Origin of the sequence: Bradyrhizobium guangzhouense (assembly GCF_004114955.1) — a bacterium.
In the GTDB taxonomy this organism is placed as follows: domain Bacteria; phylum Pseudomonadota; class Alphaproteobacteria; order Rhizobiales; family Xanthobacteraceae; genus Bradyrhizobium; species Bradyrhizobium guangzhouense.
The window spans coordinates 3,088,497-3,111,533 of the sequence record NZ_CP030053.1; the positions used below are offsets into that span (position 1 = coordinate 3,088,497).

Here is a 23,037-nt window from a genome sequence, read left to right on the forward strand (position 1 = left end):
TGTGCTCTCGAGCTGCGATCAGCGCTTGGTTTTCTTTTTCTTCGTGGCCGCCTTCTTCGCTGTCTTCTTGGCAGCCTTCTTCACGGACTTCTTGGCTGCCTTCTTCGACGACTTCTTGGCGGCCTTCTTGGCTTTCTTTTTCGAAGCCTTCTTTGCCTTCTTGGGCGTGGCCTTCTTCGCGACCTTCTTGGCGGCTTTCTTCACCTTCTTGACGGCTGCGACGGCGGCATCCTTGGTCGCTTCGACGGCGGCGGTCATCGTCTCCATCACCTGCGCGGTGATCGGCTTCTCGTCGTCCATATCGTGTCCCCCACGGTTTGCATGGAGCGACGACGATAGCGGGTTTCACAATTGTGTCAAAGCAACGCTCAACCTTTGCGGATCTTCGCGTAGGCAGCGAGCGCACGCTCGCGTCCCCTGGCGTGATCGACGAGCGGATGTGGATAGGTCTTGCCGAGCGTGACGCCCGCGCTCGCAAGCTCGATCGGTGTCGCCTGCCACGGCTGATGGATCAGCTTCGCCGGCACGTCCTTCAGCTCCGGCACCCAGCGCCGGACATAGGTTCCCTCAGGGTCGAACTTCTCGCCCTGGAGCACCGGGTTGAACACTCGGAAATAAGGCGCGGCGTCGGCGCCGCAGCCGGCGACCCATTGCCAATTGGCCGGATTGCTGCCGACGTCCGCATCGACCAGCGTGTCCCAGAACCAGGCTTCGCCGTCGCGCCAATCGATCAGCAGGTGCTTGACTAGGAACGACGCCACCACCATCCGCACCCGGTTGTGCATCACGCCGGTGCGCCATAGCTCGCGCAGGCCTGCATCGACCATCGGGTAGCCGGTGCGGCCGCGCTGCCAGGCGGCGAGCGCCGTCTTGTCGGCCTTCCAGGGGAAGTCGTCGAAGTTGGTTTGGAGGTTCTCGGTGGCGAGATTCGGATGGTCGTGGAGCAGGTGCCGACAGAATTCGCGCCAGCCGAGCTCGCTCAGGAACTTTTCGGTGTCGGATGCGATCGCCGGATTCTCCTCGGCGGCAAAGCGCGCGGCGTGCCAGACTTGGCGCGGGCTGATCTCGCCAAACCGCAAATGTGGCGACAGGCCTGAGGTGCCGTCACGATCGGGGCGGTCGCGATCGCCAGCATAACCATGCGCGGCATGCTTGAGGAAGTCGCGCAGGCGGGTGCGTGCCGAGGCTTCGCCCGGCGTCCAGCTCTCGCGCAAGCCGCCGGCCCAGTCGGGCTGGCTCGGCTCGAGCTGCCAGCTCTCCAGCGTGTCGCTCACGATCCTCGCTGCCGGACGCAGCTCCTTCGGCGCGGGCAGCGGCTTGGGCGGATCGCCTGATGACAGCACGCGCCGCCAGAATGGCGTGAACACGCGCAAGCCGCGGCCCTCCTTGTTGCGGATGGCCGAAGGCGGTACCAGCAGGTCGCCGGGAAAACTTTGCGAGTCCGCGCCAAGCTTTGCCAGGACAGCTTCGAGCTGTTTCTCGACCGCCTGATGCGAGGCCTGAGCAATTGTGTTCCAATAGACGGCCGCGGCCCCGCTTTCGCGCGCCACCTCTGGGATTACGCTGGCCGCCCGGCCCTTGCGCAAGATGAGCGATCCGCCGCGCGCTGCGATGTCGGCACCGAGTGCGCGCAGCGACTGTGCCAGCCACCAGCGCGCTGCGCCGCCAGGGGCGCGTCCCGCCGCATCGTCGAGCACATAGAGGCAAATCACAGGCGCGCCGGATTTGGCGGCGGCGTGCAGGGCCGGGTGATCGGACAGGCGAAGGTCGTCGCGGAACCAGACGATGACAGGCGGGGGGCTTGGCGGGGGCAGGGCGCGTCCTCGTTTACGTTTCGGAAAGCATGCCGCGGGTGGGGTGTGAACCAGCGTTAATGGGGTCGTAAGTGAATTGCACGAATATGCAGGAATTCCAGGGGTAGTTCCATTCATGACCAACTCGCTAACGGCAAAGTTCCTGCCGCAATTCAAGCTGGGCACCAAGGCCGTCCTGTGTGCCGTCCTGCTGATTGCGATGAATACCGCATTGGTGGTTGGCGCCGGCTACTGGTCCCTTACCTCCGCCTTCAACGATCGCGCGCTTCGCGACATCGAGGTCAGCCTGCGGACATTGGCGCTGGCCTTCGCCGAGGTCGTTCCTGACGCCAAGATCACGATGCGAGATGGCGCGGTGGTGCGCGCCGAGATCGCCAAGATGCCTGAGTTCAAAGATCACGCCATCGTTGATCGTGCGGTGTCCTATGTCGGGGGCAATGCGACCCTGTTCGTATTCGACGATGCGAGCGGGCAGTTCGTCCGCCGCTCGACCAATGTGAAGAAGGAGAACGGCGACCGTGCCGTCGGCACCCAACTTGCCGCCGACCATCCGGCACAAGCAGGTCTGCGCCGTGGCGAGGCTTATAAGGGGCCGGCCATGCTGTTCGGCAAGTCCTTCATGACGGCTTATTTCCCGATTTCGGATGCGACCGGCAAAATCGTCGGCATTCTCTATGTCGGCATCCCCATGGCCCAGTACGAGACCATGCTGTCTCATGCAATCGAGAGCATGGCGGTCGCGGCTGGCATCGCGGCGCTGCTGGTGCTGGTGCTCACCATGCTGGTCGTCCGCCGCGTCACCGGGCCGCTGACCTCGGTCACCCGCTCGCTGACGGCACTCGCCAACGGCCAGAGCGATGTGGCGATCGATTGTGAGGGCCGCGCCGACGAGATCGGCGAGATCGCGCGCACCGTTGCGGTGTTCAAGAGCAATTCGCTGGAGCGGTCGCGGCTGCGCAGTGAGCAGGCGGAAGCCGCGGCTGCGGCGGTCGAACAGCGCAAGGCCGATCTCCGCAATTTCGTTGCCGAGTTCCGCAGCGGCGTCGGTGGTATCCTCGACAAGGTCCTGCGTTCCTCCGGCGAGTTCGAGCGCGTGGCGCGGCAATTGACCGATACCGCGCGTTCCACCGCTGAACTGTCGGCGAAATCGGCCGGCGCGTCCGAGCAGGCTTCCGATCACGTCCGTGCGGCGGCATCGGCCTCGGACGAACTGTCGCACTCGATCTCCGAGATCACCAAAAGAGTGCAGGAATCCAACGCGATCTCCGCCGAGGCGGTGCACCAGGCCGAGGCCACCGACCAGCGCATCGCGCAGCTCTCGGAAGCAGGCTCGCGCATCGGCGACGTCGTCAAGCTCATCACCTCGATCGCCGAGCAGACGAACTTGCTGGCTCTGAACGCCACCATCGAGGCAGCGCGCGCGGGCGATGCAGGCCGAGGCTTTGCGGTGGTGGCGCAGGAGGTCAAGACGCTCGCCGGCCAGACCGCGAAGGCGACCGACGAGATCTCGACCCAGATCGCGAGCATGCAGCAGGCGACCGAAGAGTCGGTGACTGCGATCAAGGCGATCACCGAGACCATCGAGCGCATCAGCGGCATCGCAGGCTCGATCTCGGCTGCGGTCGAGCAGCAGCGCAGCGCCACCCAAAACATCGCGGCCAGCGTTCGCGCCGCGGCGTCAGGCACCGCCGACGTCGCCGTCAATGTCCGTCACGCGGCCGAGGGCGCGAGCGAGACTGGCGAAACCTCGAGCCGGATGTTTGCCTCCGCCCAGGCATTGTCGGGCGAGAGCCTGAGCCTGAAGGCCGAGGTCGACAGCTTCCTCGACCGCGTGCAAGCGGCTTGATCGGGGAATGGCGGGCTGAAACCATCGGCCCGCCATGACGTAGCTGACGGCATGACGTGACTGCCTGCGCTTCGCGGGCAGGGAGGCCGCCAGTGAACCGCATCGCCGTGCTGTATCTCGCAACCCTCATCGTCCTGATCGGGCTGGATTTTCTGTTCCTCGGCCTGATCGCCAAGGGCTTTTTCGCGGCGCAGGTCGGCGACATGCTGGGCGAGCTGAAGCCTTTGCCCGCGATCATGTTCTACCTGCTCTATGTCGTCGGGGTTCTGATCTTCGTCAGTGGCTCGGCTGGCGCGACCTGGCAATCGACGCTGCTCTATGGCGCGCTGTTCGGGCTGTTCTGCTATGCGACGTTCGATCTCACCGCGCTGGCACTCTTGAAGCACTGGAGCTGGCCGGTCGCGCTGGTCGACATCGGCTGGGGCGCGGTGGTGACCGCGGTCTCGTCGACCGCGGGTCTGTTGGTGGCGGATCGTGTGACTTGATGGCGTCATCCCGGGATGGTCCGAAGGACCAGACCCGGGATCTCGAGATTCCGGGTTCGGTCCTGCGGACCGCCCCGGAATGACGGTGAGTCACTTCGGCTGCGGCACGATGCGGATATAGGGCTTCGGTTCCTTCCAGCCTTGCGGGTAGATCGTCTTGGCCTCGTCGTTGGAGACGGAGCCTGCGATGATCACGTCCTCGCCCTGCTTCCAGTCGGAAGGCGTCGCGACGCGATGCTTGGCGGTGAGCTGGAGCGAGTCGATCACGCGCAGGATTTCCTGGAAGTTCCGACCGGTGGTCATCGGATAGACCAGCACCAGCTTGATCTTCTTGTCCGGTCCGATGACGAAGACGTTGCGGACAGTCTGGTTGTCGGCGGCGGTGCGGACGAGGGGATCACCCGAGATCGCGGCGGGCAGCATGCCGTACAACTTCGAGACGTTGTAATCGGTGTCGCCGATCATCGGGTAATTCGGGGCGGTGCCCTGCGTCTCCTTGATGTCCTCCGACCACTTCGCGTGGCGGTCGACCGGATCGACCGAGAGGCCCATCAGCTTGACGCCGCGCTTGTCGAACTCCGGCTTCAATCTGGCGAGAGCGCCGAGCTCGGTCGTGCAAACCGGCGTGAAGTCCTTGGGGTGGGAAAACAGCAGGGCCCAACTGTTGCCGATCCAGTCGTGGAACTTGATCTTCCCTTCGGTGGTCTCGGCTTCGAAGTCGGGGGCGGTGGCGCCGATCGGAAGTGTCATGGTTTGACCTCATCGCATTGAATTTGCTGGAGAATTATCATCTAGCCGTCGTGCCCCAGTATAGGGACTTGGCGACCTCAAGTGAACGCCAACTGAACTGCTTGAAGTAAAATGTGAATTCCTCCTCTGAAGGGCTGATTTCTCAGCACAATTTTGTTACGGCGGCGCCTGCGGCGAAACAACCCCAACGGGGCCTTACGGTCCCGATTGCCCCGATATTGCCTTTTATGACCCGCATCACGCCCGCCCGACGCTCTCCAGAACCGAAACGGTCCTCGTAGCGACTAATCGGCAACCATTGAGAAAAGTCGCGATCCCCGTATCGAATCGTTAACCACCCCTTTACGTCGGCATGAAAATGCTGGCCGATCAGAAGAAATCTGGAAGTGAACTATGTCTGCCGCACTGCCCAAGTCCGTTGAAAAGTCCGTTGAGTCGCCGTCCCTCGAACCGTCCTGCCGCGATACCGCGGCCCATGCCCTCACCATCGTCCGCGACGGCGTGATCACGGGCGAAGGCCCGACCACCAAGGGCAGGGTGCACTTTTCCCGCTCCATCGATGCCGACGACACCGCCTGGTGCACCCGCATCCTGACCGCCGCCGCCGTCAACGACCAGCCGGTCAGCCGCGCCGAAGCCGAGGCGCTGTTCGAAATCAACGAGGCCGCGACCGAGCGTGCCGATGGCGGCCGCTTCGACGATTTGCTGGCCAAGGCCGTCGCCCATTATGCGGCGAGCGCCTCGGGCCTGAAGGTGCCGCCGCGCAGCGTCGCGCTGGCGCAGGACGCCGACATCGAGAGCTGGGCGCCGTCCTATGCCTCCAAGGTCAAGAGCGAGATGCTGGAGTGGATCGCCGGCCAGATGCGCGGCAAACGCCAGAACAACCGTCGCCTGATGGCGCTGGTGGCGACCTTCCTCGGCGCCACCGCGCTGCCTCTGGCGGGCCAATTGCCCAATGTCTTCGACATTGGAATGTAAAAAAATCCGGGCATGTAAGAACCGAAATAGTCCCGCGCCCCTTGCGAGGCGCGGGAGCAAGCGGCGGGGTTATTTCCCCGCCGTTTTTTGTTTGCCACTCTCCGGCTCGAGGCCCAGCGTGCGGCCGGGGAATCCGGCGGCATCGAAATAGCGCTGGCTGCCGACGCGCTGGAGGTTGAGCACGGTCTCCAGACCGTTCGCGGACTTCCTCTTGGACCGCTCGACGGCTTTGAACGCCTTCGGCGTGACGCCGTTGGGCAGCGCTTCTGACATCACGCGACCGACCAGGCCGCCATTGCGCGAACCGCGCAGGCCGAGGAGCTGCGCCGCCGTCATGCCGACGTCGGCATTGCTGACCGGCAGCTCGTCGACATAACCGGCTTTGAAGTCCGGACCGATCGCAGCCATGAAGTTATAGGTGTCGCCGCGGCTGAAGCTGCCGTGCATGCCCTGGCCCTGGCGCAACACGGTGTCGGCCACCTGCACCGAGCAGTTGGTCGGCGCCTCGCCGCATTCGCTGGCATAGGAGCGGAAATTCACCACGATGGCTGGCGTCGGCGTCGCCGCATTGCCGCGCAGATTGATGCTCGACAGGGGCAGGGTGCCAGGGAAACGGCCGAGGGAGTCGTCGACGAACAGGCCGGAGACGTAGTCCTGCTCCAGAAGGGCGTTGATGGTCTTGGCCGCCAGCTTCCGGTTCGGCAAATAGATCAGGTCCGAGCCGCCATTGGTGGCAACGACGAGGTCGGGCTTGGTGGGATCCTTGCCGAGCACGCCGTTGCCTGCCTTGGGATGGTTGTTGCCGGTGACGGCGGCGTTCTTGTCGTTGGGGTCGAACAGCGGCAGGTCGAGCGCCTTGGCCAGGTCGAGGGCGACGAAGCCCATCGGCAGGAAGTCCTTCGGCGTGTCGTCATAGCTGACCTTGGCCGAGGGGCTGGTCTTGCTCTCCTTGGAGATGGTCGAGAAGCCGTGGTCGGCCTGGATCATGATGTTGGTGGTCGCGGCAAGCCCGAGCTCGTCCAGCGCCTTGCGGATCTGGGCGAGGTTGTTGTCGACGTTCTTGATGCTCGCCATCGTGCTCGGGCCGTTGATACCAGGCATGATCTGGTTGAGGCTGTCGCCCTGATTGTGCTGGGTGCCGTCGGGATCGCGCGACCAGAACACCAGCACGAACGGCTTGTTGCGCGCCTTGAACATCGGCAGCACCACCTTGGTGGCGACGTCGGCGAAATAGGCCTGTTGCGCCACGTTGGCGACCGTGGTGCCGGGCGTCTTGGCGTCACCCGCCTTTGCGTTGTCGCCGCGGCTCGGGGCAACGACAGGGAGGCCGGCCTTGGTCAGCGCGTCCTTCATCTCGTCAGACAAGGCTACGCCGGCCTTGCCGCCGGTCGAGTCGTCGATCACGATCGAGTGCCGGCCGGGCTTGTCGGGATGATCGGTGTGGTCGAACTGGTAGGCCGGGCCGACCTTGCCGATCGTCGCCGTGCTCAGGCCCTTCTCGCGGGCCATTTTCAACACGGTCTCCTCGTTGAGGTAGTCGCCCTTGAAATGCTCGTCGATGTCGCCGAGCACGGCGTCGTTCTCGATGAAGGGGACCACGGTGTTGCCGGCGGGCGCCGATGTGTAGTTGGTCCAGATCGTGTTGGAGAACACGCCGGTGTCGCCGAGGTAATGGCCGGTCGACATCGCCGAACCGTTGGCCATGGTGAAGGTCGGGAACAGCGAATGCGAGTTCTTGAAGTTGACGCCCTTGTCGCGGACCTCGGCCATGGCCGGCGCGGTCTCGGGGGTGATCTTCAGGGCGCGCAGCCCGTCGGGGATGAACAGGATCAGGTTGCGCGGCGTGTTGTTCTCAGCGGAAGCAAGTCCGGTGGATAGCACTGTCAGCCCGGCGGACAGCAACACCAGTGAACGTCGCATCGAAATCTCCTAGCGGTGAGGCGGCTCGGCCGCCGAACCGCGGCCCCCGGCAATCGTTTAGTTTTGCTGTATGACGGTTATGTTACAAGAGCGGATCGGCATGCAGAAGTGACGGGAAGGCGAGGAGGCATCCACGGATTCGTCATTGCGGGGATGAAGGGGGCCATTCCTGTCCCGGACGCGCAGCAGCGTTCTTACGCTGCTGCGCAGAGCCGGGACCCAGGAAGCCGCGAAGCTCGCTGATGCATGGGCCCGGCTCTGCAGCGCATCGCACCGGACGATGCTTCGCGTCGCCGGGGACGCTGCGCTGCGTCCGGGCACGAGACCTTTTTCCAACATCAGACATAGATGATCATCCTCGCGGCGCATCTCGCCCGAGCTTTGCATCGTTCTCACCCTCATTTGAAAGAGGGCGCAGGGAAGGCCGGGTGCCAGGCTGGCACCTGGGTTCCACTGTGCGATACCTAAAAGAAGAGGCTGCACAGCGGCGTACAGGTGAAGCCGAAACATCCGGCCTTCCCTGCGCAGTGGTTTGACGGCTTATGTCGTGCTCTCCCCGGGGAGCGAGGCACTATCCCCGTCGGCTCGCAGATCGCCAATACGAGGGTCCGGTTGGACCACACGCATCATGACGAGCCTTGACGCACAGACCCGGGCGCCAGGACCACACGATTTTGCCGTACGCCGATCACACCGGTCGTTCGCGCGACAGTCCCACTCGCGGTTGCCCGCCCAGCAAAACCCTTCGCGCCGATGTGCTCACCGTCCACCGCCGTCCGGTCCGCGTCGTGACGATCGCGATACGCCCCTCTTCCATGGGCCGGGTTGCGCAACCCATACGTCATTTCCGAATTTCGGTAAAGTGGAATATTTTCGGCCTGATGGATTGACCTGATGGTTGGGTGTTTTGCCCGTCAGGCGACGCAATATCTCGTAGCCTTCGTAGGGTGGATTAGCCGAAGGCGTAATCCACCACTGTTCGTCTTCGCGGTGACAAACGCAGAGGATTACGCCGGCGACTACGCTTCGCGCAGCCGTCGTCTAATCCACCCTGCCAGACCAGCCGGTTCCGCATTAATCCCGTGCCTTAACCAATAATTAATTATAGGTTTGCGGGTGGGTGATGGACCGGCCTAGCGTGCGATGGGGAGCAGTCTCGCGAAGCCAAACGAGTGTGGTGCGTATCATGATGTCCAGATCATATGGGGCCTTCTTCGCCTCGCTCAGCGCAGCCGCGCTGCTCCTTGCCTCCAGCGAGAGCTTTGCACGACCGGGCGGCGCCGCGCCGCACGGCATGGTGACCGCCGCCGCGCCCGCAGTGCGTCCGCCGATCGCGCCGGGCGCTCGGTTCCACGGCCGTGGCAACCGGTTCAACAATCCCTGGGTTTACTGGCCGGGTGGCGGCGGCTTCTACAATGATGGAGCCGGCTATAGCGAGCCGTTCGCCGATGTCGGCCAGCCCGTCACCAACGATGTTCGCTATACCTATACCTACGACGTTCCCTGGGACTGGGCGCATCGCTTCCCGCCGAACGTCGTGCCGTCCGACCGGCCCTATGTGCCGAGCTGCCCGACCGAGCAGGTCACCGTGCCCGGCCGCGGTGGCGGTGAGCACACTGTCAACATCATGCGCTGCTACTGAGCAGGCGAGGCGTTTCGCGGTTCGCTACAGGATGCCTGCCGCGGCTGCCTGGTCGCGCTCGGACTGCTTTTGCCTGACATTGGCGAGCTCACGGCTGCAAGCCGCAAACGCGTTCGTTCCCGGGCGCAGCCCGAATTGACCGCAGACATCCCGATCCTCATCGGCAATGACGCGCGCGAGTTCGGCCTGCGCGTCCTCTTGTATCGTCGGCGCGGAGAGGAGCGCGTGAACCCCGAGGGCCGCCACGACGGCAAGCACCAGCGCAGCCGCGATGCCGAGGCGCTGCGTGTCGTCGGCCGTGTGCTCGGGAGAGCGGGCCTTGGTTCTGGCTTCGGTCATGAAATCCTCTCGCATGAAATCTCGTCGGTCAAAAAATTGTCGTTCGAGCCGCCCGGCAAAGTCGGCGGATGCATTATGCATACACGCTGCGCCAAAGCGGCGACGTGAACCAGATTACAAATTCCAGGACGGCACGGGCCCAAATTAAAATCGGTCCTAGCCCAATTCAAAGCTGGTTACGCCGAACACGCGGTCGAGCCGCAGTGACGGGATCGGTCCAGTGTACATTCGCGCCGTTTCGAATGTCGGCTTCAGCCCGAGGGATTCCGCAAGCGCAATAGCATCGCGGTTCACAGCGGGGATGTCGAGCACAATCTCGTCGCTGCCCGGGCTTGCCAGCAAAGCCTGCAATACGGCCTCCGCCGCGGCGCGGTCATCGGCGACGAGCGGGCCGATCTTGCGGCCAGTTCGGCAGGGACGGATCACGCCCCACGCGGCAAGCTTGCCGTCGCGCAGCAGTGCGCGGCCAACGTGTCCGGGAGTGTCGATCCAGGCGCGCAAGAAGGCCGCGCGCGGGGCCGGAAAGACGGTGGCGTCGTCGGCCTCTACAATCGCAAATGGGATTGCGTCGAGCGCAACAATCTCGGCGGGCGGCTTTGGCGGCGCGGCAATGATGCCGCCGTAACGGATATTGGCGTAAGCAAGTTGGAAGCCGGACTTTCTGTAATTGTCCTGCTGCGCCACGACGCCGTCGAGCCCGATCACGCGCGCGCCCGCATGCGCGATCGCAGCGTTCCAGATGCGCAGGCCGAGGCCTCTGCCACGAAAGCCTGCACGCACGATGTAGAAGCCGAGGAAGGCGAAGCGATCGTCATAAGTGACGCAGGAGACTGATGCGACCGGCTCACCGTCGATCTCGCCGACGAAGAAACCCCGTGCATCTGGGATCGCGAAGCAGGCGGCATCCCGCAAGCCGGGATTCCAGCCCTCGGCTGCGGCCCAGTCGATGGCGATGGAGATCTCGTCGGGGCGCAAATTGCGGATCTGCATATCGCTCATGTCGCGTTGCCTCGTGGCGATGGGCTTGTTAGCAAGTCTGGTTTGCGGGCAGGGATGGCTGTAGAAGGCCCGATGACAGGCTGAGCCTCGGCAGATCGAACCTTGGGTTCGCCTGTACGCTATCACAGGGATATCAGGTCATGGCAGCAGAGAAGGTCGCGCTCGTCACCGCAGGCGGCAGTGGCATGGGGGCGGGGGCCGCGCGGCGGCTTGCCGCCGACGGTTTTCGTGTCGCGATCCTGTCGTCCTCCGGCAAGGGCGAGGCGCTCGCGGGCGAGCTTGGCGGCTTCGGCGTCACCGGCTCGAACAAGTCCGGCGACGATCTGAAACGCCTCGTCGATGGGGCGCTGGCGAAGTGGGGGCGGATCGACGTGCTCGTCAACAGCGCCGGCCATGGTCCGCGCGCTGCGATTACGGAGATTACCGACGAGCAATGGCATATCGGTCTCGACACCTATCTGCTCAACGTGATCCGTCCTGTCAGGCTGGTGACCCCGGTGATGCAGGCGCAGAAGGGCGGTGCGATCATCAACATCTCGACGGCCTGGGCGTTCGAGCCGAGCGCGATGTTCCCGACCTCGGCAGTGTTCCGCGCGGGCCTTGCCGCCTTCACCAAGATCTTCACCGACACCCATGCGGCCGACAACATCCGCATGAACAACGTGCTGCCGGGCTGGATCGACAGCCTGCCGCAGACGGATGCACGTCGCGACAGCGTGCCGCTGAAGCGTTACGGCAAGGTCGAGGAGATCGCGGCGACGGTCTCGTTCCTGGCGTCCGAAGGCGCGGCCTATATCACCGGCCAGAACATCCGCGTTGACGGTGGACTGACCCGCTCGGTCTGAGGCGCTTGGTTCAAGTCTTCGAGCCTCGCTTGAGCCATCCGCCGACTTGTGCGACCGTGGGTTTTGCAACGTCGTTGGATGTCCTCGCGAGGGTCGCATGGCCGATTGGGGATCCGGATACGTCATCGACACGGCCTATGTGCACGATTTCTGCCGCGTGCAGGTGCCGGCCATGCTCAGCTTTGCCGCGCTCGCCAAGGGCGTGGCGGCGCCCGGAGGACGCGGCGAGCCGCTTCATTATTGCGATCTCGGCTGCGGGCAGGGGCTGACCGCCACGATCGTCGCGGCCGCCAATCCCAACACTGCGGTGTTCGCGGCTGACTTCAATCCGACGCACATTGCAGGCGCGCGGTCGCTGGCGCATGCGGCGGGGCTCGACAACATCGTCTTTCGCGAGGCCGATTTTGCCGAGCTTGCCGAGGACGCTGAGGTGCCGGAGTTCGACGTCATCGCGCTCCACGGCGTTTATAGCTGGATCGGCGCGGAGCATCGCAAGGCGATCGTCGCGCTGATCCGGCGGCGTTTGAAGCCCGGCGGGCTCGTCTACGTCTCATACGATGCGATGCCCGGCTGGGCGGGTATGGCGCCGTTGCGGCGGCTGATGGTGCAGTTGCAGGTCGCGCAGCCGCAGGTCTCGTCGAAACGCGCGCTGGATCAGGCGCTGGCGCTGGCCGACGGGCTGAAGGAGGCCGGCGCGCATTTCTATCGGATGTACCCGCAGGCCGCCGTGCAGCTCGAGCGGCTGCGCAAATTGCCCGCGTCCTATCTCGCGCACGAGCTGCTGACGCGCGACTGGCAGGCCTTCAGCTTTGCCGATCTCGCCCAGGAGCTCGCCGACGCCAAGCTGACCTTTCTCGGCTCGGCCCATCTCACCGATCATGTCGATCGCGTCAACTTCACCGACGCCCAGCAGGCGCTGCTGACCGACCTCGCCGATCCTCTGATCAACGAGACCGCGCGCGACATGATCATCGGCCGCCAGTTTCGCCGCGACATCTTCGCCAAGGGGTTCACGCCAATGGCGCCGATGGCGGCGCGGGAATGCTGGCTGGCGACGCGCTTCGTGCTGACGAGCCCGCGCGACGATGTCGAGCTGACCTTCGATACGCCGCTGGGCCGCTTCCAGCTGCGCAGCGAGACCTACCGGCCGGTGATCGAGGCGTTTGCCGCGGGGCCGCTCAGCTTGCGCGAGGTGGTCGAACGTCTGCCGGAGGCGACGATGGGCTGGGCCTCGCTCACCGACGCGATCAAGGTGCTGGTCGGGCAGGGGCACCTCGCACCGGCGCTGCCGCCGGAGGACGAGGCTATCAGGCGGACATCGACGCAGGCGTTCAACGCGGCGGTGATGGCGCGGGCCAAGGAGACGACGGAGCTGCGTTATCTCGCCTCGCCCGTTACCGGCGGCGGGATCAGGGTCGATCCGCTCACGCAGCTCTATATGCAGGCCAAGCGCAAGGGCATCGCCGATCCCGCCGCGCTGCTGGCAAGCCTCGCCGTCGCCGGCGGCGAGCGCTTTGAGAAGGACGGCCAAAAACTCCCCGCGGACGGGGTTCGCGCCGAGATATCAGGCAGGATCGCCGCGATCGACGCGCGCGTCCTGCCGCTGCTTGGACGCCTTGGAGTAGCCTAGCTAGAGCAGCGAAAAATCGTGCGCGTGTTGCAGCAACTGATGCAGCGCGTCGCTGTCTGAGGTCGTCGTCGTGCCGCCGCCCTGGTTGCCGCCGTGGCCGGTCAGCGCGCCGGCCAGCTTGATGTAGTCGTCGCCGAGCGCGCCGACATCGGTGTTGAGCTTGTGCAGATCCGCATCAAGCTTGTGGAAATCGTCGCCGAACTTCAGCGCGATCTGGTCGATCTTGAGGGCGCCGAAATTGTCCTGGGAGCCGGTGATGTCGGTGGCGATCTTGAGGAAGTCGTCGCTGACCTTGTGCAAATCGTCGCTCACCTTCAGCGCGCCGCCGCCGAGCTTGATGAAGGCCTCATCGATCGTTTCGGATCCCTTGAGATCGCCGAGCTTGAGGAAATCCTCGCCGACCTTCTGGAAGTCGTCGCCGACCTTGTGCAGGCCAGTGCTGAAATCGGAGAGATCGCCGGCCCATTTGATGAAGGAGTCGTTGGCGCCTTCGCCCGAGACGTGCAGTTTGAGCGTATCGACCCCGAGCTTGATCGCCTCGAAGCTCGCGGCCTGAAAATCCGTGTCGAGCTTGATGAAGTCGTCGGACAGCTTGAGCGCGCCGCCGTCGCCGCCGGTTTCGGCAAAAGAGCCGATGGTCGGCGTCTGGTCGGCATATTTCAGGATGACGTCATCGAACTTGTGCAGGACGTCGTCGAGCTTGAGCGTATCGAAGCCGAGCTTGATGAAGTCGAAGGCAATCTGCTCGGTGTCGTGCTTGAAGTCGATCGCGACCTTGTGCTCGTCGAACTTCAGGTTCTCGGAAAACAGATCCGTGAGCGCATCGCCGACGCGATCGAAATCATGTCCGAATTTGAGGAAGTCGTGATCGAGCTTGTGTGCGAGGAAGCCGTCGAAGCTGTCGAACTTGAGAAAAAAATCGGAGGCCATGGCCTTAAGCTCCATGTCTCAGCAATTGATCGCAGCAATATGCGAAGTGTAGGCGGCGGGCATCGCGAGTCAACCGTGGCGATCACACGCAATAGGCAAGCGCCGCTGCCCCATCTCGATGGAACTCGCGAAAGTTGTCCTTCGGACTTTCTATGTCCAGCTCAGGCGTGCGCCACCAGTCTCGCCAGTGCAGGCAGGATCTTGTAGCGGGCAATCTCGTGCGGATAGTCGCCGCGATTGGCGAGCAGCACGATGCCGATCCGGTGCGCCGGCACGAGGCCGATATAGCCCGATGCGTTGTTGAGGCCGCCCGGCTTGTCGACGATTGTGACGCCGGGCAGGTGAACTGTTTCCCAGGCCATGGCTTGGCCGAAGGTCGCCTGCTCGTATCTCTGGTCGACGTGGAAGACTTCGCGCTGCGTCATGTGCAGCGCCTCCCGCAGCCGCGGGTCGACCGTGCGGCCGTCGACGCAGGCTGCGACGAATGTCGCAAGATCGCGCGCCGACGAGAATATCTGGCCGGTGCCGGGGAAGTCGAAATAACTCTGCTGGCCTCCGATCGGGCCGATCGCGCTGCCCTGGTAGGAATAGCCCTGCACGACGCGCCGCATCGTGGCCTCGTCCATGATCGCGCGGTTGTCCGGTCCGCGTTCGGGAAGGGACGTCGCGCGCATGCCGAGCGGCTTGAGCACGCGGTTCTCGATCAGTTTTGCGATCGGGGCGCGATAGCAGCGCTCGAGCACGAGCTGAAGCAGGACGTAGCCGGCATGGCTGTAGATGCGCTGCTTGCCCGGCGCGACGCCCGTAGGCGGCGTAAAGGCGTTGAGCATCGCGATGAACTGCGCCTGCGAATAGGACTCGTTCGGCCAGGGCGGGTGATCGGTCGGCAGCAACAGTCCCGACGTGTGCGTGGCGAGCTCGCCGACGGTGACGTTGCGGACGTAATCACCGCTCAGCTCCGGCAGATATTTCGGCAGGGGATCGTCGGGCTTGAGCTCGCCGCGCAGCGTGCCCGATGCGACCAGCGTCGCCTCGAACGGTTTTCGCAGCGAGGCGAGGTTGAACAGCGTGTCCGGCGTCACCGACCGCTTGGTGGCGTCGTCGGCGAGGCCGTAGCTGAAGAATTCGACATGACGGCCGGCATAGAGCGCAGCGGCGAGGCCGCCCGGATGATCCGGCGTCGCGGTGGGCGCAAGCGCCGCCGCGACGAGGTCGCGCATCTGCGCGATCATGTCGGAATCCGCAAAGGCGCGGCGTGGCCCGGCCAGCGCGACCGCCAGGGGAACAAGCGCGGCGCGGGCGAGCGATCGCCTGGTGATGTGTGGCGAGATGACAACAGGCAGCACGTGCTCGGTCTGATGATGCGGTGCGCCCCCAATGCCGTTTTAGCGGCGCGAGAACGCCGTCCCAATTCACGATTGCGCGTTGTGGGTTCCATGTCGTCGGCAAAAATACTTAGCTTATGAGCTAACAATCGTTGACACCGGAACGTGGCCTGCCTATAGTTAGCTCCATGGCTAACCAATTATCCCAGCTCGACCAGGTCTTCGCGGCGCTCGCTGATCCGACGCGGCGAGCGATCGTGATGCGGCTTTGCGCCGGCGAGGCCTCGGTCGGCGAGCTCGCAGAGCCGTTCGAGATGGCGCTGCCGAGCTTCATGAAGCACATCCACGTGCTGGAGCTGAGCGGGCTCGTGCAGTCGGAGAAATCCGGCCGCGTGCGCACCTGCCGCCTCGGCCCCGAGGCGCTCGTCGGCGCGGAAGACTGGTTCCAGCATCAGCGCGCGATCTGGGAGACACGGCTCGACCGGTTCGAGGCTTACGTGATGAAGCTGAAGAAGGAGAGGGCGGCCGCCAAGCGGTCGTCCAGGATTACTGACAAGACGACAGAGAAGACGACCAACAAACCAAGCAACCGGAAAGGTACCTGACGATGACGAATGCTGCCAACGCTGCCCTGTCGCAATGGTCGATGGACCGCGAGACCGTGATGTCGCGCGTGATCGACGCGCCGCGCGATCTGGTGTTCGAGGCGTGGTCTGACCCAAAACATCTGCCGCAATGGTTCGGGCCGAAGGGATTCAAGATCGAGACCTTCGAGATCGACGTGCGCGTCGGCGGGGTCTGGCGCTTCAACATGATCGGCCCCGACGGCACCGTCTATCCGAACCGCATGCGCTTCCGCCGCATCGAGCGGCCGAAGCTGATGGAGATGGATCATGGCGTCGACCAGGACGAGGATCCCAATATGTTCCGCTTCACCATCATCTTTGCCGAGCAGGCCGACGGCAAGACCGTGCTGATGATGCGGCAGCTGTTTGCGAACACCGAGCAGCGCGACCAAACGATCGGCTTCGGCGCCGTTGAATACGGCTACCAGACGCTGGACAAGCTCGCGGCCTATGTCGGCGGGCTGAAGCGGTAACTCGCGCTCTCTGCATCGTTGTGCCCGGGCTTGGGCCCGGGCACTGACATCTTCTTCAGTTGCCGTGCTGGATGATTGATCGGTCAAGCCCGGCGACGACGAGCAGGGAGTTTGGGGCAGCCCTACCGGATGGCCTCACTCCTTCGCGTCGTCCGCGATGATGTCGCCGAGCTTCTGCCACCGCTGGCCGTCGAATTGCACCATCTGGAACTGCTTGTTGACGCGGTAGTCGGTTGGACTGGTCGTGACTGAAATGCCCGGCAGGGTCAGATCGAGCTCGATATTCCTGAGATTGGCGGCCTGGCGCATCACGTTCTCGCGGGTGAGATCGTCGCCGCACTGTTTCAGCACCTGCACCAAAAGTTGCGCGGTGATGTAGCCGTAGACGTTCAAATTCGAATCCTTGTCGCCATCCGGATAGTATTTCGCCATGAAGGCGAGATACCGCTTCATGCCGGGATCGTCCTTCCATTCGGCATCGGTGGAATCCTTGACGTAGCCGACGCTGACGACGCCCTTGGCGTTCTCGAGCCCGGCCGGCTTCAGTACCGCGCTGACCGAGGAGGCATTGATGTCGATGATGTGCAGCGGCTTCCAGCCGATCTCCGCCACTTTCTTGATGGCTTGCGCCGCCTGCTTCGGCGTCGTGGCGCTGAACAGCACGTCGGCGCCGGCGTCTTTCAGCCGCAGGATCTGGGAGTCGATGGTCGGCTCGGTGATCTCGTACGAGGTCTCGGCCACGACCATCTTCGCCTTGTCGCCGAGACCGGCCTTGAGGCCGGCGAGATAGTCCTTGCCCAGATCGTCGTTCTGATAGAGCACGCCGATCCTGGCGTTCGGATGGTTCTTCAGGAGATACTGCGCATAGATCCGGCCCTCGACGAGGTAGGACGGGTTGAATCCCATGGTCCAGGGGAAGTTCTTCGGATCGGTGAATCGCGCAGCACCGGTCGCAGCGAACAACTGCGGCACCTTCTTGGCGTTGAGATACTTCTGCACGGCGACGTTCGGCGCGGTACCGATGATCTGGAACGTCAGCAGCACCTCGTCGCTTTCGACCAGCTTGCGGATCTGTTCCACCGTCTTGGGCGGCGAGTAGGCGTCGTCATATTGTATCAAGGTGATCTTGCGGCCGTTCACGCCGCCCTGGTCGTTGATCATCCTCATGTAGGCGGCCTGGGTCTTGCCGATCACGGCGTAGGCAGAGGCGGGGCCGCTGAGCGGTACGGTCTGGCCGACCTTGATCTCGACGTCGGAGGCTCCGGGGTCGTATTTTTTCTGTGCCTGTGCGGCCGGGATCGACAGCGCAAGGGCCAGCACGGCGGTCGTAACGCGTTTGAGGCAATCGGATATCATGTCATTCCCTGTCTTTGACTGTCACTCGCCCTTGAGACCGGCCTCGCGAATCAGCGTGGTCCATTTTTGCGTCTCGTTGTCGATGAACCGGCCGAACTCGGCAGCCGTGCCGGCACGCACCTCCAGGCCCTGGGCGGTCAATTTATTCTTGATCGCGGGTTCAGCGAGCGCGCGGAGCACTTCGGCCTGGAGCTTGTCGACGAGGACCTGCGGCGTGGTCGATGGCGCCATGAATCCGTACCAGCCGGCGGCGGCCACGTTTGGAAAGCCCTGTTCGCGCAGGGTCGGCGCTTGCGGGTAGAGTGCGCTGCGCTCGGAGGAAGCGACGCCCAGCACGATGAACTTGCCGCTCTCGATATAGGGAAGCGCGGTCGGCAGCGCCGTCAGCGTGGCATCGACGCGGCCGGCGAGCAGCTCGGTGTAGGAGGCCGCATCGCCGCGGAAGGGGATGTTGAGGCCCTTGACGCCGGCGTCGCGAAACAGCAACTCGCCGGCGAGATGCGGCTGCGAGCCGGCGCCGGGCGAGGCGAAGGTCAGCCCGTCCGGCTTCGATTTGCCGTAGGCGATCAGCTCCGGGAGGGTCTTGAACGGGGCGTCGGCGCTGATGATCAGGAACAACGGCGCGATCACCGCCATCGCGACCGGCTGCAGATCCTTGCGTTCGTAGGTGAGCTTGCCGAACAGGGCTTCGGCAGTGGCGTAGGGCGCCGCGACGTAGAGAAGGGTGTAGCCGTCGCCCTGTGCATGCGCGACGAGATCGTTCGCAATGCGGGTGCCGGCGCCCGGCTTGTTCTCGACGATGAACTGTTGGTGCAGATTGCGGCCGAACTCCTCGGCGAGCAGCCGCAGTGAGATGTCGTTGGATCCGCCGGGCCCGTAGGGCGAGATCAGCCGCACCATGCGCGACGGGCAGGCGTCCTCAGCGCATGCGGGAAAAGGACATCCCGAGAGGGCGAGTGCGCCCAGCAGGGTTCGGCGGGTGATGGTCATGGTGGCCTCCCGATCGTGGAGCGCCAGTGTTCTTGTTCATTTGCTGGCCCTCTTCTTGTTTTGCTTTGGTGGTTCCAGCGCCGGGGCTGTTGTCTCGCCCACGATGGCGCGGATGCTGTCGGCCAGCGCGGCGATGCGCGGGCCGATCTCGCTCTCCAATTGGCCCGGCTGGAGCCGGAATGCGGGGATGCCGCAATTGATCGAGAACGCCTGCTTGGTCTCCCTCGCATGAAACAGTGGTGCCGCGACCGCGTGGATCGAGGCCATGTACTCGCCCCAGCAGGTGCAGAAGCCGCGGCTGGCGCATTGCGCGAGACCGGCGCGGTATTTGTCGCGGAAGGCCGACCAGAGCTCGGCATCCTCGCTCGCGATGCGCTCCTCGAGCAGCGCGGCGTCCGCTTGCGGCAATGTCGCCGCCGCGGCGCGGCCCATCGCGGTCATCACGACGGGAATGGGCATGCCGACATCGGGGACGTGCGGACCGACATCGCCGGAGCGCGCGGTCTCGACATAGATCATGGATGTCGCGTCGAGCAGGCCGATCGAGACCGTGCCGCGCACGCTCTGCGCCAACTCCTGCATCATCGGGCGCGCGATCTGGCGGAACTGCATGTCGGCGAGCAGCGGATGCGCCATCCGCAATGCGCGCGCGCCGACGCGGTATTTGGCGCGCTCGGAATCGTAGCGGAGGTAGCCGAGCTCGGCCAGCGTGTGGGTGAGCCGTGCCACCGTCGGCCGGGGAAGTCCGGTCAACGTCGACAACTCCATGTTGCCGAGCAGCGTCGCCCCGGCCTTGAAGGCCTCGAGCACCACGAGACCTTTTGCCAGCGTCGTGGCGAACGCAGCGTCGTCGGTGCGCGAGGCCAGCACCGTGGCGGCGGACGAGGAGGCGTTGGTTGGATCGGAGGGGGCTCTGGCCATGCCAAATTAATGGACCGAGCGGCGTATTATGTCCAATAAAATTAGATTCTGCCTAGAATTCGTCCACTATCCGGACAATGCACCTGTTTGGAATCCCGCTTAAGAGACGCGTGAAATTGCTGCCACACACAGATTTTTGTCGTGATTCCGTGGCGTCTTGTGACAGGATTATTACGAAGACATGTCACAACGATTACGGCGGAGCGATTCATCATGTTGCAGTGGCAGGCACGGTCAAATCCCCTGGCGTGGTGGTGGGGGTCCCTGACGCTGGTCAGCGCTGCGAACATTCTCGTCTGGTTCATGCTGTACCGCGAGTTCTATCCGACCGTGGCCGGCAGCGTCGGCGGCGGCTCGGATATCGGATTGATGTTCCTGCTCTGCGCGGCCTATGTGTTCGGCTGCGCCTTCCGCTCGGTGCTGCCGCGCGCCGACGTGCAGCGCATCTGCCTGTTCGACACCTGGCTGTCGAGCGTGTTTGTCGGCCGCACGGTCGCAACCGTGGCCGAAGTCTGCTTCGCCGCGCAATGGGCGATCATTCTGCATCAGCTCGGTCGGATGACGGGCGCGCAGACTGCCGTGAACATCGCGCTCGTGATCGTGCCTGTCATCATCATCGCGGAATGCTTCTCCTGGTACGCGGTGGTGACCACCAATTTCCTCTTCAACGCGATCGAGAACTCGCTCTGGGCGGTGACGTTCTTCCTCGCCGGCATCGCGCTGTGCCGCTTGACGCCGGAATTCCAGGGCGTGGTGCGCTGGGCGCTGATGTCAGGCATCGTCGGCATCGCCTGCTTCCTCGCCTTCCTCGTCACCGTCGACGTTCCCATGTATCTCAGCCGCTGGAGGGCAGGGCATGAAGAGGGCAACAAGTTCCTCGGCTTCCTCGAAGGCCTGCACGACGTCGCGACGCGATGGGTGGTGACCCACGACATCGCGCATTGGAAGGGCGAGCTGACCTGGATGTTCCTGTATTTCAGCGCCGCCGTGTGGTCGAGCCTCGCGCTCTGCGCGCTCTACGCCATGGAAGGCTATCTCACGCAGTACTTGGCCTGACGGTTATTTACCCACGAGGCTGCACTTGCTGCGGTCGAGCGGACGAAAAGCCTGGTCGGGCGGAATGGTCGCGACCAGCTTGACGAAGTCCCAAGGGCCTTTCGACTCCTTCGGCGTCTTGACCTGCACCAGATAGAGATCATGCACCATGCGCTGGTCCTCGCGGATACGGCCATTGGGTGTGTAGGCGTCGGACACTGGCGTCGCTTTCATTTTCGCCATCACGGTGGCGCTGTCGTCGGAATCGGTGTCCTTCACCGCTTGCAGGTAGTGGCGCACGGCGGAGTACACGCCGGCCTGGATCTGCGAGGGCATTGCCTTGCGGCGCACGTAGAACGCATCGGAGAACTTTCGCGCAGCCGGTGAGGCGTCCTCGAAGAACGAGGTGACGATGAGATCGCCGCGCGTCGCCTTCAGGCCGACCGACTCGATGTCGACATTCTGGAACGACATCGGCACGATCTTGATGCCCTGGTCCGCAAGGCCGAACTCCTCCGCCTGCTTGATCGCGGTGGCATTGTCGCCGGCGACGTTGATCGCCAGGATCTTGGCGCCCGAGGACTGCGCCTGCAGCAGGAACGACGAGTAATCGGGCGTGCCGAGCTGCGCCTTGACGCTGCCGGCGACCTTGCCGCCGAGCGCGGCGATACGGTCGCGCGCGGTCGCCTCGATCGAATGACCGAAGGCGTAGTCGCCGGTGATGAAGAACCATGGTTCCTTGCTGGTCTGCATGACGCCGGAGACGACCGCAGTCGCCGTGGAATAGGCATCCTGGGTCCACTGCACGCTCGAGGGCGCGCAGGCCTCATCGGTGAGCTGGTTGGCGCCGGCGCCGGAGATCAGGAAGATCTTGCCGTTGCCGCGCACCAGCTCCTGAACCGCGAGCGCCGCGCCCGAGCTGCCGCCATCGGCGATCGCCTGCACGCCGTCGCTGAACCATTTACGCACGAGCGAGGCCGCGAGATCAGGCTTGTTCTGATGATCGGCCTGCAGAATCTCGATCGGCTTGCCGTTGATCTTGCCGCCGAACTCCTCCGCCGCCATCCGCGCCGCCTCGACCGAGCCTGGACCCATCGCGGTCGCGAAAATGCCGTTCATGTCGGTGAGCACGCCGATGCGGATAGCATCGCCTTTGATCTCGGCGCGCGCGGTGCCTGCCAGCGCCAGTGTGATCAGCAGGATGGCAGTGGAGGAGGTGCGGATGGTGGCCATGGCGTTTCCTGATTTTATCGTTGATGGGTCGGTCGCGTTGGTCAGGCCGCCTCGGCGATGACCTTGTTGCGCAAGATGCCGATGCCGGAGATTTCGACCTCGACGGTGTCGCCGGGCCGCATCCACAAAGGCGGCGTGCGCTTGGCTCCGACGCCGCCTGGCGTACCCGTCACGATGACGTCGCCGGGAACGAGCGGGCAGATCGTCGAGATATAGGCCATCAGCTCGGGGATGCCGGTGATCAAGAGATCCGTCGTCGTGTCCTGTACGACGGCGCCGTTGAGCCGGGTCTGAAGTGTGAGCTTCGATGGATCGGGAATCTCGTCCGCCGTCACCAGCCACGGGCCAAAGCTGCCGCTCTCTGCAAACGTCTTGCCGGAAAGGAACTGGCTGGTGTGACGCTGCCAATCGCGGACGCTGCCTTCATTGTAGCAGGCATAGCCGGCGATGTGTTCAAGTGCACGGCTCGCGGGGATGTGGCGGCCCTGCTTGCCGATCACGAGCGCAAGCTCGCCCTCATAGTCGAAATCGTCGCTGACCCCAGGCTTCACGATCGGCTGGAGATGGCCGACCTGGCTGCAGGGGAAACGGACGAACAGCGCCGGCTTCTCGGTGACGGTGCGCCCCGTTTCGGCGACGTGGTCGCGATAATTGAGGCCGACGCAGATGATTTTGCCGGGATCGGGGATGACGGGCGCGAAGCTGATCGCGTCGAGCGGATGATCCGGCGCGGTGGACGCAACCAGCTCCGCAGCTTCTGCAACGCGGCCGCTTTCGAGCAACTGCCGCAGAGTGGAGCAGGGCGCCATGCGCGCGCCGAGATCGACGACGCCATCGTCCTTGACGGCTCCGAAGGAGGCGCGGCCGTTGACGATGAAAGAAAGCAGCTTCATGGAATAT

The 23,037-nt window shown here is 64.0% G+C and carries 22 protein-coding genes; 9 read left to right on the forward strand and 13 right to left on the reverse strand.

Annotated features, from left to right (window positions below):
• Positions 1–18: 18 nt before the first annotated feature.
• Both XH91_RS14920 and XH91_RS14925 read right to left on the reverse strand, forming a co-directional pair.
• Positions 19–300, reverse strand: a complete 282-nt coding sequence (locus XH91_RS14920) for a histone (RefSeq protein ID WP_128951279.1) — start codon at positions 298–300, stop codon at positions 19–21.
• Positions 301–368: 68 nt separating this feature from the next.
• The gene (locus XH91_RS14925) at positions 369–1,760 is read right to left on the reverse strand and encodes a cryptochrome/photolyase family protein (protein WP_245477356.1); all 1,392 of its coding nucleotides are present in this window, start codon (positions 1,758–1,760) and stop codon (positions 369–371) included.
• Positions 1,761–1,929: 169 nt separating this feature from the next.
• Between XH91_RS14925 and XH91_RS14930 the strand changes: the two genes are divergently transcribed.
• On the forward strand, positions 1,930–3,660 hold the full coding sequence (locus tag XH91_RS14930; RefSeq protein ID WP_128951280.1) for a methyl-accepting chemotaxis protein: 1,731 nt from the start codon (positions 1,930–1,932) through the stop codon (positions 3,658–3,660).
• 92 nt (positions 3,661–3,752) lie between these two features.
• Complete coding sequence (locus tag XH91_RS14935; protein ID WP_128951281.1) at positions 3,753–4,145, forward strand: DUF2177 family protein; 393 nt, start codon at positions 3,753–3,755, stop codon at positions 4,143–4,145.
• Between the two features lie 90 nt (positions 4,146–4,235).
• Here XH91_RS14935 and XH91_RS14940 read toward each other — a convergent pair whose 3' ends face one another.
• On the reverse strand, positions 4,236–4,895 hold the full coding sequence (locus tag XH91_RS14940; RefSeq protein WP_128951282.1) for a peroxiredoxin: 660 nt from the start codon (positions 4,893–4,895) through the stop codon (positions 4,236–4,238).
• 393 nt (positions 4,896–5,288) lie between these two features.
• Here XH91_RS14940 and XH91_RS14945 point away from each other — a divergent pair, with 393 nt between their 5' ends.
• On the forward strand, positions 5,289–5,873 hold the full coding sequence (locus XH91_RS14945) for a hypothetical protein (protein ID WP_164934067.1): 585 nt from the start codon (positions 5,289–5,291) through the stop codon (positions 5,871–5,873).
• Between the two features lie 69 nt (positions 5,874–5,942).
• On the opposite strand, the gene XH91_RS14950 is transcribed toward XH91_RS14945, so the two are convergent.
• A complete protein-coding gene (locus XH91_RS14950; RefSeq protein ID WP_128951283.1) occupies positions 5,943–7,793 on the reverse strand; it encodes an alkaline phosphatase family protein in 1,851 nt (616 codons plus the stop codon).
• 1,186 nt (positions 7,794–8,979) lie between these two features.
• Between XH91_RS14950 and XH91_RS14960 the strand changes: the two genes are divergently transcribed.
• The gene (locus XH91_RS14960; RefSeq protein ID WP_164934249.1) at positions 8,980–9,435 is read left to right on the forward strand and encodes a hypothetical protein; all 456 of its coding nucleotides are present in this window, start codon (positions 8,980–8,982) and stop codon (positions 9,433–9,435) included.
• 24 nt (positions 9,436–9,459) lie between these two features.
• On the opposite strand, the gene XH91_RS14965 is transcribed toward XH91_RS14960, so the two are convergent.
• Together XH91_RS14965 and XH91_RS14970 are read right to left on the reverse strand one after the other, a co-directional pair.
• A complete protein-coding gene (locus XH91_RS14965) occupies positions 9,460–9,774 on the reverse strand; it encodes a hypothetical protein (RefSeq protein ID WP_128951285.1) in 315 nt (104 codons plus the stop codon).
• A 156-nt stretch (positions 9,775–9,930) separates the two neighbouring features.
• The gene (locus XH91_RS14970) at positions 9,931–10,773 is read right to left on the reverse strand and encodes a GNAT family N-acetyltransferase (protein ID WP_128951286.1); all 843 of its coding nucleotides are present in this window, start codon (positions 10,771–10,773) and stop codon (positions 9,931–9,933) included.
• A gap of 140 nt (positions 10,774–10,913) precedes the next feature.
• On the opposite strand from XH91_RS14970, the gene XH91_RS14975 reads away from it, so the two are divergent.
• Entirely contained in the window at positions 10,914–11,618 is a 705-nt protein-coding gene (locus XH91_RS14975) for an SDR family oxidoreductase (protein WP_128951287.1), read from the forward strand.
• 97 nt (positions 11,619–11,715) lie between these two features.
• Entirely contained in the window at positions 11,716–13,248 is a 1,533-nt protein-coding gene (locus tag XH91_RS14980; protein WP_128951288.1) for a methyltransferase regulatory domain-containing protein, read from the forward strand.
• Here XH91_RS14980 and XH91_RS14985 read toward each other — a convergent pair whose 3' ends face one another.
• Both XH91_RS14985 and XH91_RS14990 read right to left on the reverse strand, forming a co-directional pair.
• Positions 13,249–14,178 (reverse strand): hypothetical protein, encoded by a 930-nt coding sequence (locus XH91_RS14985; protein ID WP_128951289.1) that lies wholly within the window; start codon positions 14,176–14,178, stop codon positions 13,249–13,251.
• Positions 14,179–14,339: 161 nt separating this feature from the next.
• Positions 14,340–15,524, reverse strand: coding sequence for a serine hydrolase (locus XH91_RS14990; protein WP_128951290.1), 1,185 nt, complete (start codon positions 15,522–15,524; stop codon positions 14,340–14,342).
• 167 nt (positions 15,525–15,691) lie between these two features.
• On the opposite strand from XH91_RS14990, the gene XH91_RS14995 reads away from it, so the two are divergent.
• Both XH91_RS14995 and XH91_RS15000 read left to right on the forward strand, forming a co-directional pair.
• Positions 15,692–16,108, forward strand: a complete 417-nt coding sequence (locus tag XH91_RS14995; protein ID WP_128951291.1) for an ArsR/SmtB family transcription factor — start codon at positions 15,692–15,694, stop codon at positions 16,106–16,108.
• A 2-nt stretch (positions 16,109–16,110) separates the two neighbouring features.
• Entirely contained in the window at positions 16,111–16,602 is a 492-nt protein-coding gene (locus XH91_RS15000; protein ID WP_128951292.1) for an SRPBCC family protein, read from the forward strand.
• A 135-nt stretch (positions 16,603–16,737) separates the two neighbouring features.
• On the opposite strand, the gene XH91_RS15005 is transcribed toward XH91_RS15000, so the two are convergent.
• The 3 genes from XH91_RS15005 to XH91_RS15015 are packed head-to-tail and all read right to left on the reverse strand — an operon-like array spanning position 16,738 to position 19,869.
• The gene (locus XH91_RS15005; RefSeq protein ID WP_128951293.1) at positions 16,738–17,958 is read right to left on the reverse strand and encodes an ABC transporter substrate-binding protein; all 1,221 of its coding nucleotides are present in this window, start codon (positions 17,956–17,958) and stop codon (positions 16,738–16,740) included.
• Between the two features lie 21 nt (positions 17,959–17,979).
• The gene (locus XH91_RS15010; protein WP_128951294.1) at positions 17,980–18,948 is read right to left on the reverse strand and encodes a Bug family tripartite tricarboxylate transporter substrate binding protein; all 969 of its coding nucleotides are present in this window, start codon (positions 18,946–18,948) and stop codon (positions 17,980–17,982) included.
• Positions 18,949–18,984: 36 nt separating this feature from the next.
• Positions 18,985–19,869, reverse strand: coding sequence for an IclR family transcriptional regulator (locus tag XH91_RS15015; protein ID WP_128951295.1), 885 nt, complete (start codon positions 19,867–19,869; stop codon positions 18,985–18,987).
• A 213-nt stretch (positions 19,870–20,082) separates the two neighbouring features.
• Between XH91_RS15015 and XH91_RS15020 the strand changes: the two genes are divergently transcribed.
• Complete coding sequence (locus tag XH91_RS15020; protein WP_128951296.1) at positions 20,083–20,925, forward strand: hypothetical protein; 843 nt, start codon at positions 20,083–20,085, stop codon at positions 20,923–20,925.
• Positions 20,926–20,928: 3 nt separating this feature from the next.
• On the opposite strand, the gene XH91_RS15025 is transcribed toward XH91_RS15020, so the two are convergent.
• Entirely contained in the window at positions 20,929–22,137 is a 1,209-nt protein-coding gene (locus tag XH91_RS15025) for an ABC transporter substrate-binding protein (protein ID WP_128951297.1), read from the reverse strand.
• Between the two features lie 41 nt (positions 22,138–22,178).
• Positions 22,179–23,030 carry a fumarylacetoacetate hydrolase family protein gene (locus tag XH91_RS15030; RefSeq protein WP_128951298.1) on the reverse strand — a complete coding sequence of 284 codons (852 nt, stop codon included), beginning with the start codon at positions 23,028–23,030 and terminating at the stop codon, positions 22,179–22,181.
• Positions 23,031–23,037 lie beyond the last annotated feature (7 nt).

Bases quoted from the DNA above. Each gene is read 5' to 3' on its own strand.
- XH91_RS14920 (WP_128951279.1), bottom strand. From the start codon at position 300: ATGGACGACGAGAAGCCGATCACCGCGCAGGTGATGGAGACGATGACC.
- XH91_RS14930 (WP_128951280.1), top strand. From the start codon at position 1,930: ATGACCAACTCGCTAACGGCAAAGTTCCTGCCGCAATTCAAGCTGGGC.
- XH91_RS14940 (WP_128951282.1), bottom strand. From the start codon at position 4,895: ATGACACTTCCGATCGGCGCCACCGCCCCCGACTTCGAAGCCGAGACC.
- XH91_RS14945 (WP_164934067.1), top strand. From the start codon at position 5,289: ATGTCTGCCGCACTGCCCAAGTCCGTTGAAAAGTCCGTTGAGTCGCCG.
- XH91_RS14950 (WP_128951283.1), bottom strand. From the start codon at position 7,793: ATGCGACGTTCACTGGTGTTGCTGTCCGCCGGGCTGACAGTGCTATCC.
- XH91_RS14960 (WP_164934249.1), top strand. From the start codon at position 8,980: ATGATGTCCAGATCATATGGGGCCTTCTTCGCCTCGCTCAGCGCAGCC.
- XH91_RS14965 (WP_128951285.1), bottom strand. From the start codon at position 9,774: ATGACCGAAGCCAGAACCAAGGCCCGCTCTCCCGAGCACACGGCCGAC.
- XH91_RS14970 (WP_128951286.1), bottom strand. From the start codon at position 10,773: ATGAGCGATATGCAGATCCGCAATTTGCGCCCCGACGAGATCTCCATC.
- XH91_RS14975 (WP_128951287.1), top strand. From the start codon at position 10,914: ATGGCAGCAGAGAAGGTCGCGCTCGTCACCGCAGGCGGCAGTGGCATG.
- XH91_RS14980 (WP_128951288.1), top strand. From the start codon at position 11,716: ATGGCCGATTGGGGATCCGGATACGTCATCGACACGGCCTATGTGCAC.
- XH91_RS14985 (WP_128951289.1), bottom strand. From the start codon at position 14,178: ATGGCCTCCGATTTTTTTCTCAAGTTCGACAGCTTCGACGGCTTCCTC.
- XH91_RS14995 (WP_128951291.1), top strand. From the start codon at position 15,692: ATGGCTAACCAATTATCCCAGCTCGACCAGGTCTTCGCGGCGCTCGCT.
- XH91_RS15000 (WP_128951292.1), top strand. From the start codon at position 16,111: ATGACGAATGCTGCCAACGCTGCCCTGTCGCAATGGTCGATGGACCGC.
- XH91_RS15005 (WP_128951293.1), bottom strand. From the start codon at position 17,958: ATGATATCCGATTGCCTCAAACGCGTTACGACCGCCGTGCTGGCCCTT.
- XH91_RS15010 (WP_128951294.1), bottom strand. From the start codon at position 18,948: ATGACCATCACCCGCCGAACCCTGCTGGGCGCACTCGCCCTCTCGGGA.
- XH91_RS15015 (WP_128951295.1), bottom strand. From the start codon at position 19,869: ATGGCCAGAGCCCCCTCCGATCCAACCAACGCCTCCTCGTCCGCCGCC.
- XH91_RS15020 (WP_128951296.1), top strand. From the start codon at position 20,083: ATGTTGCAGTGGCAGGCACGGTCAAATCCCCTGGCGTGGTGGTGGGGG.
- XH91_RS15025 (WP_128951297.1), bottom strand. From the start codon at position 22,137: ATGGCCACCATCCGCACCTCCTCCACTGCCATCCTGCTGATCACACTG.
- XH91_RS15030 (WP_128951298.1), bottom strand. From the start codon at position 23,030: ATGAAGCTGCTTTCTTTCATCGTCAACGGCCGCGCCTCCTTCGGAGCC.